Origin of the sequence: Carboxylicivirga litoralis, assembly GCF_025499605.1 — a bacterium.
Classification (GTDB): domain Bacteria; phylum Bacteroidota; class Bacteroidia; order Bacteroidales; family Marinilabiliaceae; genus Carboxylicivirga; species Carboxylicivirga litoralis.
On record NZ_JAFMVC010000006.1, the window covers coordinates 234890 to 241257 of the forward strand.

The 6368-nt window shown below is 41.8% G+C and carries 4 protein-coding genes; 3 read left to right on the forward strand and 1 reads right to left on the reverse strand.

The features are described 5' to 3' along the window. The first annotated feature begins 22 nt into the window (after nt 1–22). Nucleotides 23–1477 (forward strand): M56 family metallopeptidase, encoded by a 1455-nt coding sequence (locus J1N10_RS08520; protein ID WP_262326272.1) that lies wholly within the window; start codon nt 23–25, stop codon nt 1475–1477. 435 nt (nt 1478–1912) lie between these two features. Here the strand turns inward: J1N10_RS08520 and J1N10_RS08525 are convergent, their stop codons facing one another. Then, entirely contained in the window at nt 1913–3901 is a 1989-nt protein-coding gene (locus J1N10_RS08525; protein ID WP_262326273.1) for a thioredoxin domain-containing protein, read from the reverse strand. A 222-nt stretch (nt 3902–4123) separates the two neighbouring features. Here J1N10_RS08525 and J1N10_RS08530 point away from each other — a divergent pair, with 222 nt between their 5' ends. Further along, nucleotides 4124–4753, forward strand: coding sequence for a hypothetical protein (locus J1N10_RS08530; RefSeq protein WP_262326274.1), 630 nt, complete (start codon nt 4124–4126; stop codon nt 4751–4753). Continuing rightward, a complete protein-coding gene (locus J1N10_RS08535) occupies nt 4754–6205 on the forward strand; it encodes a DUF5723 family protein (protein ID WP_262326275.1) in 1452 nt (483 codons plus the stop codon). The last annotated feature ends 163 nt before the right edge of the window (nt 6206–6368 follow it).

A 6368-nucleotide genomic window follows, 5' to 3' on the forward strand; every position in this document is an offset into this window, starting at 1 on the left:
TATATTTAAGAATAATAATGTCATGAACCTAATCGTCAATTATTTATTTGAATCTGCTGTCATACTGGGCTTGCTAACGGCATTTTACCGTTTGGTAATGCACTACGAACCAACCTTTAAGTTCAATCGCATTTACCTGCTTAGCTCCTTGCTGGCTGCTACCGTTGTTCCGCTGATTACGTTTTCAATTTACAGAACAGTGGCGCTCGAAGGCGAAGTATATGTGGGAAATGTGTTGGAAGCCATTACTGTTTATGCCCAAAACACAAAAGCGGCTGTAGTGCCTGTTGTGGCACAGTCGTCGGCTTTTAAATGGCTTTATATTATTGGTTGCGGTGGTTTATTGCTGCGCTTGCTTTATGGTTTTATCCGATTGGGCGGATTGGCCGGTAAAGTGAAACTGATTAGTTTTAATGGGTATAAAGTAGCTGACCTGCCCGGTCAGTTCAATCCCTTTTCATTCTTTAATGTGGTGTTTGTCAATCAATCGCGCTACTCCGAAAAGGAGCTGGAGCAGATTATGATTCACGAACTCACCCATGTTCGACTCAGGCACAGTTGGGATGTGCTTTTGCTCGAATTGCTGCTGATTGTTCAATGGTTCAACCCTTTTGCGTGGTTCTTACGCAGTTTGCTCAAAGAGCTACACGAGTTTCAGGCCGATAAGCAGGTGCTCGAAAAGGGCTATTCAGCTAAAAGTTACAAAGAGTTGTTGTTGTTTCAGGCCACGGGTGCCCGCCTGCTGCCGGTGAATAACTTCAACCAGTCGCTTACTAAAAAACGATTTACCATGATGAAGAAAGATAATATTCAAAAGTTATTTAGTTTAAAATCGGTGTTTGCCATTGTTACCTTATCGCTGGTAGCAGTGCTGTTTGCTTGTGAACTGCGCGATATAGAGCCGGAAAAAACACAAGACGAAATAGAGATACAAGAAGCCGTTGAAAATACCAATGCCCAATTAAAGGGAACGACAGGACCTGTATTTTTTATAGTTGAAGAAATGCCAGAATTCCCTAAGGGAGAGGAAGGGCTTCGCGAGTTTATTGCCACAAATGTAAAGTATCCGCCTGAAGCACAAAATACTGGTGCCTTCGGACGAGCTTATATTACATTCATTGTAGCTGATGATGGCACCGTAAAAGATGTGAAAGTAGCCCGAAGTAGTGGACATTCTATTTTAGATGAGGAAGCTATTCGTGTTGTTTCATCCATGCCACAATGGACACCAGGAAAACAACGAGGAAAAGCAGTTAATGTGAGTTTCACAGTGCCGATTAATTTTTCACTAAACGATGGTGAGGATATTAAGCAGCAGCGTGAGAAAAACAAAAAGACTTACTCACCGGAAGAGCAAGCTCAGATGATTAAGGATTACAAAGAAAAAGGCGTTGAAATAGTTTTTGGTGATGATGGCACAATTGAATCAATTATTGTTGATAAAAAAGGAAAGGGGACTCGTATATCATCTAACTAATAACAATCAACCCTAATAGATTGCATGCGAATTATCGAAGGATGGTTCGCATGTTTTTTGTTTTACCACCACGGCAATCGCATTTAAAATTAATGAAGTTTTTTCTTGCGCTATACCGACATAAGTGACGCAGTTTGGGACCCATTGGCATAAACGGAGGGGAGAAAAATTTGATACCAAGCTGTCAATCATTAAATTTTTCCCGTAGTGATGTCATAATGGGTAAACGAGTGCTTTAGTCGGCGGCCTTTTTCTCCCCTTTTTGCGCTGAAGGCAATTGAAGCGTAGCGTAAATCGTGAATTCCTTCAAAGGCTAATTTTTATGAACAAAAAGGGGAAGCCTCAACGGCTTGAGTTGAGAAAAGAATTTCTTAAATGCGATTCCACTAATGCACAAAGAACACGAAGTTTTTTTAGTGACCTTTGTGGTTAACTTTAAAGCGTTTGTATATCCTCAGGCTTTTCAACCGGCAACTCACAGGTTTTATTTTGACATTGATAAATCAAAGTCACTCCTTCTTTATAGCGATTTTTCAATAGTTCAAGTTCTGATTCCCCATCCAAAGAGCCGGCATAAATAACACCCGGTCGCAACTGCTTTTGTAGTTCGCCTCTGAACTTTTCAGCATCTTTACCGGCAATAACAATTTCCTGTCGCTGATTTTGTAAGTGTGTTAGTAAAGCCCATTGTGCATAGTAGGTCGGGTGTTCTGAGGCTAATTTGTACATCTTTTGAATCAATTGATTGGCTACGGTTTCATACTTGGGAATATGATACAACTGATGCAAACGAATCAGGTTGTTCGCCATGGCACCCACCGACGAAGGAATCACATTATCCTGCACATCGGTTTTGCGGGCAATGAGCTGCTCGCCACTTTTAGACGTATAATAAAACACCTGAGCCGTTGTGTTGAAAAAGTGCTCAATGGTGTAACGTGTTATAACATTTGCTTCATCCAGATAGCTTTCGTTAAACGTTACTTCATACAAGCTGATGAGCGCATCAATCATAAACGCATAATCATCGAGAAAGGCATCAATTTTACTAATGCCGTTTTTGGTGGTTCGAAGCAGTGAGCCATTTTCTTGTTTGGCATGCTGCATCAGGTAGTGCATCGCTTTTTCGGCCAGTGACAGATATCTTGGCTCGCCAAAGGCCTGGTAAGCCTCGCAAAAACCTTTTATCATCAGGGCATTCCATGCCGTCAGTGCTTTATCATCTAATCCGGGTCGAACGCGGCCCTCCCGCACCTCTAATAGCTTCTGTAGAGAGGCTGTCATTTGTTTGTCAAAATCATCTGCAGGCAGTTGGTTGTTAGTAGCATATACTTCACGTGTTATATCACCATGAAGAATGTTGTTACCCTTTTCCCAGTTGCCGTAAGCTTCAATATTGAAATAACGGAAAAAATGCTCGTCATCGCCTACTATATCTTTTAGTTCTTGAAACTTCCAAACATAAAACTGCCCTTCTTCTCCCTCACTATCCGCATCGAGTGCCGAATAAAAGAGGCCTTCGGGTGCTGTTAGCTCCCGCTCAACGAACTGAATAGTTTCATCCACAATGCGCTTGTATAGTTTATTTTGAGTGGTTTTATAGGCATTGCTATACAACGAGATGAGCTGGGCATTATCATACAACATCTTTTCAAAGTGAGGTGCAAACCACCGCTCATCAACCGAGTAGCGGGCAAAGCCACCTCCCACCTGGTCGTAGATGCCACCAGAAGCCATGCGTTCAAGCGTTAAATGCACAAAATCTAATAGTTCTTTATCCTGTTTGTTGCTTCCCAGCTGATGGATTAAATGCAGCGAAACAGGCATTGGAAATTTAGGCGCCGCACCAAAGCCCCCATGGTGAGTATCAAATCGACTGCGGCTATCAACAAGCGCTTGATAAATATCAGGCGTATCCATTGCTTCAGCTAATGGCATTTCCAGCTGTTGTATGCCCTGAGTCAAAGCCTCAGCTTGTTGCTGTAGTTTATCCTGGCCATTCTGATTTAATTCTGCTAAGTGCTGAAGCACCTGTATCCATTGTTGTTTTGAGAAATAGGTACCACCCCAAACTGGCCGACCATCGGGCAGGGCAAAACAATTGAGGGGCCAGCCTCCACGTCCTGTTAACATTTGCACTGCTTCCATGTATATTTTATCCACGTCAGGCCGTTCCTCTCTGTCCACTTTAATGCATATAAAATGCTCATTCATAATAGCTGCCACAGCTTCATTTTCAAAGGACTCGTGCTCCATCACATGGCACCAGTGGCAGGCCGAATAACCAACGCTTATCAGCAACAGCTTATCTTCCTCTTTGGCTTTTTGCAAGGCCTCATCGCCCCAGGGATACCAATCGACAGGATTGTGTGCATGCTGTAGTAAGTAGGGGCTGGTTTCGTTGATTAAAGCGTTTGTGTGCATGTTCCTTTTTTTTTGTGATGATTGACATCCGACACTCGATAAGATGATTAAACAGTCTATTAAAAGAAGAGTGACTTTCATAAAAATCAAACAGCCTTTAACAAACGAAGTTCAGTGAAAACCATTTTTTAATTCCTTAAATTGCCAACTAAGCGGGCAATATTTTCGTCTTCTTGATGGTTAATATTATAAAGCACCACCAGTTACACAAATTTGAGAAATATGTTTCAACGCCTTTTGTTTATATTTCTATATGCTTTTAGTTTGTTGGCTTGCACCGATTTAGATACTAATAAAATATCTGAAGAAATCGAGTTCAAACCTAACTTATCGCTGCCACTGGGTAAGTTGGAAGCACGGTACGATGAAGTGACTGATTTGCCTTTTGATTTACCCGATCCTATTGGCTCAACACCGGTTAGCTGGACAGAGTCGGATACTGTTTTCTTTAACATTGAATCGTCGGTGGCCGAGCGCAAATACATTGTTTCGTTGATGCTGCAATTTGATATTACCAACCACTATCCGGCTGAAATTGAAGTGGATCTGTACTTTATTGACATCTATGGAAGGGATGTTCCTTTAACTCCTACTCCACTTTCTATAAAAGCGGCTGAAATTGATGAGAATGGACGAGTGATTCAAGAAATGCACACCGATCCATACCCATATAAACTTCCATTGAGTGATGAACAAATTGATGGTTTATTATTCTCCGAAAAGATTGTGATTAAAGGAGCTGTTAATGAATTACTATTGACTCAGCAGGTTGTTAATAATTTTGATAATTATAGCCTGTTAGCGGCTATCGGAGTGCAGGCACAAATCGATTATAGCATTAATAACTTTTAGATGCAGAAAGCTCTCAGGTATATACTCCTTATAATGTTGGTTTTTAGCATCAAACTCACTGAAGCACAACAAAACCTTACTTTGTTTCTGATGCACGATGTGCCACAAGCCAACTATGTCAATCCGGCCGTTAGCTACCAATGCAAGTGGATTGTTGGTTTCCCGGGGCTGGCTTCAACGCATGTTAATTATAACAACAGTGCTTTTTCACTGAATGAAGGCTTGCGCTACGATAGCTCGGTGGATTCAACCTACTTTAATTTCGACCAGGTGGTTGATAATTTTAATAATACCGAGATAGTGCAATCATCGGTTTATTATACCCCGCTATATGCCGGTTTCTGGTTAAAGAATAACTGGATAACCTTATCAGTGACTGAGAAAATAACGTCTTACAACACTGTACCTAAAGAAGTGGCCGAACTAGTATGGTATGGAAACACTCCATTTGTGGGGCGTCAGGCTTCCATCAATGGTTTAAGAGTAAATGGCCTGCATTTCAGGGAGTATGCCCTGGGCATTGCGCGCGATGTGTCTGAACGATTAACATTAGGGGTGCATGCCAAGTTGTTGTTTGGTAAAGGATCGGTTTATACGCCCAAAACACAAGGAGGCTTGACCACTAATTCCAATAATTTTGGTTTGCTTATTGATTTAGATACCAAAATCCACACGTCTTTTCCCATTGAAGTAGAGCTGGATGATGAAGGATATGTCGAAAATATTGAATTACGCGAAGATGTTGACTGGATGCAATACATGATGAACAAAAAGAACCTGGGCATGGGCTTCGATTTTGGTTTTATCTATCAATACGATGAAAAGACGACGTTCTCAGGCAGTTTGCTTAACCTGGGGCTTATCAGCTGGGGCAGCGATCTGAATACCTTTGTATCGGATGGGGTGTTTGAATTCACAGGCACCGATTCATCCACCGACTTTAACAGTGGCGATTATGCCCAGGAACTTAATGACAGCTTGCGTCACCAGTTTTTGCCGGTTCCCGACAATGGCGGTTTTACCACCCGCTTAACGCCAGAGCTCTACCTGGGAGCCACGCGAACGCTCACCAATCATCTGAACGCAGGAGCTGTTTTTTACAGCCGACTGCAACGTAATAAACTAATGCCGGCCTTCACTCTATCGGCTAACACTTATGATTATAGACGATTCAATGCGTCGCTGTCGTATACCGCCATCAATGGCGATTACTTTAATATAGGTGCCGGATTAGGTGTTAAGATGGGCGTGTTTCATCTGCATGCTGCCGCCGATAACCTGTTTGGTTTCTTCAAACTCGAAAACCAACGCAATCTCAACCTGCGTTTTGGTTTGAGTATTGTACCCCGCTGTGATGAACCCAAAGGGAAACAGCCAAAATCAAAAAATGGCATTAGTGCCATGCCTTGTTATCACAGCCCGTATAAGGGAGAAGGAAAAAGGAAGCGGTAAGCACAAGAGTAAAAAAGTATCGCATCTTTATTTACATGATATAATAAAGGTGCGACTTTATGTTTTGGACCTAAGTACATGACAAAAGTTTATAACATTTATCTAAATCGCTGTTATTTATTGGATTGATTAACGCATTTGCGATTCTAATCAGTCCGTATTT

What these genes read in the sequence shown, in the direction of transcription:
- J1N10_RS08530 (WP_262326274.1), top strand. Translation starts at nt 4,124, where the DNA reads ATGTTTCAACGCCTTTTGTTTATATTTCTATATGCTTTTAGTTTGTTG.
- J1N10_RS08535 (WP_262326275.1), top strand. Translation starts at nt 4,754, where the DNA reads ATGCAGAAAGCTCTCAGGTATATACTCCTTATAATGTTGGTTTTTAGC.
- J1N10_RS08525 (WP_262326273.1), bottom strand. Translation starts at nt 3,901, where the DNA reads ATGCACACAAACGCTTTAATCAACGAAACCAGCCCCTACTTACTACAG.
- J1N10_RS08520 (WP_262326272.1), top strand. Translation starts at nt 23, where the DNA reads ATGAACCTAATCGTCAATTATTTATTTGAATCTGCTGTCATACTGGGC.